This is a genomic window from Citrobacter sp. ANG330 (assembly GCF_047467925.1).
Classification (GTDB): Bacteria; Pseudomonadota; Gammaproteobacteria; order Enterobacterales; family Enterobacteriaceae; genus Citrobacter_A; species Citrobacter_A amalonaticus_G.
This window is the reverse complement of the sequence record NZ_JASJUI010000027.1, coordinates 1-1,623: the sequence shown is the minus strand read 5'-3', so window position 1 is coordinate 1,623 and position 1,623 is coordinate 1. Positions and strand designations below refer to the sequence as shown.

1 protein-coding gene and 1 pseudogene are annotated in these 1,623 nt (G+C 46.3%); both read right to left on the bottom strand.

Features of this window, described 5'->3' with window-relative positions; translation table 11 throughout:
• Nucleotides 1-89 precede the first annotated feature (89 nt).
• Nucleotides 90-518 (bottom strand): hypothetical protein, encoded by a 429-nt coding sequence (locus QNN88_RS22770; protein WP_414242141.1) that lies wholly within the window; start codon nt 516-518, stop codon nt 90-92.
• 816 nt (nt 519-1,334) lie between these two features.
• Nucleotides 1,335-1,623, bottom strand: a pseudogene (locus tag QNN88_RS22765) (RHS repeat-associated core domain-containing protein); the annotation flags it as partial.

The window sequence follows — 1,623 nt, the reverse complement described above, 5'->3', positions numbered from 1 at the left end:
GGTGAAACTCCCCGGTGTGTAAATCGTCTGCACGCGCTGTGTGGTGGTTTCGGTGGTGGTCAGCCGTTCGCCGTCCCAGCCGTACCAGGTCACTTCCGGGGGAAGAGCTGAATGTATTCGTTACCGGTGATTTCTCCGTATGTCCGCCGGTTTTTCCACACTCGTTTACTGACCCGACGACCCAGCGGGTCATAGAGGTAACGACTTTCCAGCAGTGCAGCGCCCTGTTGTTCACAGCGGTAGTCTTCCTCCTGATGCACGCCACGGATGTGTACAAGCTGTCCGTTGTCGTTAAAACCGTATTCCCGGTTCAGCATCGGGTCACTGAACGTGTGGCTCAGCAACTGCCCGGTGGCACTGTAGAGCGTGTTCTGCTTATAAGCGCCGGAGGTTCGCTGTTTCTCCCGGTGCAAGCAGTCGCGGGTGAAATCGACCAGCGGCATGTCGCCGGGCTTCAGCCCGGTAATATAGTCAGAGCCGTAAGTGAGCCATTCCACCGGGTGAAGCCTGTCTGGCATCATCCGGTCCAGCAGTCCAGTGTCGCTGTAATCGTGCCGGGTTTCGTGCTGCCACAGCCTGTTCTCTCCCGACTTTTATTATTATTGCGTTGCAAAGCTATGCACCATATATATTTACAATGGCAAATCCGATCAAGAAAAATATACTTAACGAAGTAATGACACCGTAAAGAATACTGTAAAAAAAGCCATCATTGTTTATATGAATGAAATAGGCGCTAAATATTCCACCACCAATAACACTTAATATAAAGAATAATCTAACATAGCCAAAATGCATCTCCTTACCCCATAAAGAAATAGATACGACATAAACAATTACAACTACAACACTGATAGTTATACTTGTCAATAAAACCACAAAAAAATTCTTCATAGTTAATAGAAATATCCATACATACCAGGTTTCGGTGGGAATGGAGATGCTCCCCATTTATTACTAGTACAAATAGCCATTGCTTTAAATAATAGCCTATTTGTTTCCTGCTTACAATTTCTCGTAATGAATAAATTAATATGTTCGTTTTCTTTTTTATTTAATTCGGCATACGCTTGCTCTACACAATAACTTGGTGCCAAAGTGGGTTGAGCTAAGCCATTATCCAATGCCTCTCTGGCTGTTTTTAGATCGATAGATTGATCTAAATTCCATCCGTTCAAATTTGCATCATTCCCCCAACTATATGTATGCAATATATTTCCTTGCCCATCAGTTGTTACTGTAAAAGTATGTGTAAGAGGATTCCAGCGAGATCTGGCTTCGTCTCCAAGCACAGCCAGATCTCTACTAACGACATACGACTCCGATGTTTCAGCCAACCCCAGCGGATCTATATTGGTGACCGGATTTAATGGATACATATAAGGGTTTAATCCCCCACGCAACCCTATCGGGTCCTGAGTGACATACCTTCCCTGTAACGGGTCGTAGTAACGGTGCCGGTTATAGTACAACCCCGTCTCTTTATCATACTGCTGCCCCGGCAGACGAATAAGCTGCTCCAGGTTATGCGGGTTATCTTCCCGCGGCATATTTCCCCATTCATCAAATTCTGCGCGCCACGCAACCCGTCCGTTAATGTCAATCAGCGCCAGCGGCAGCCCC

Coding starts and splice junctions, on each gene's coding strand:
- QNN88_RS22770 (WP_414242141.1), bottom strand. CDS start 518: ATGCCAGACAGGCTTCACCCGGTGGAATGGCTCACTTACGGCTCTGAC.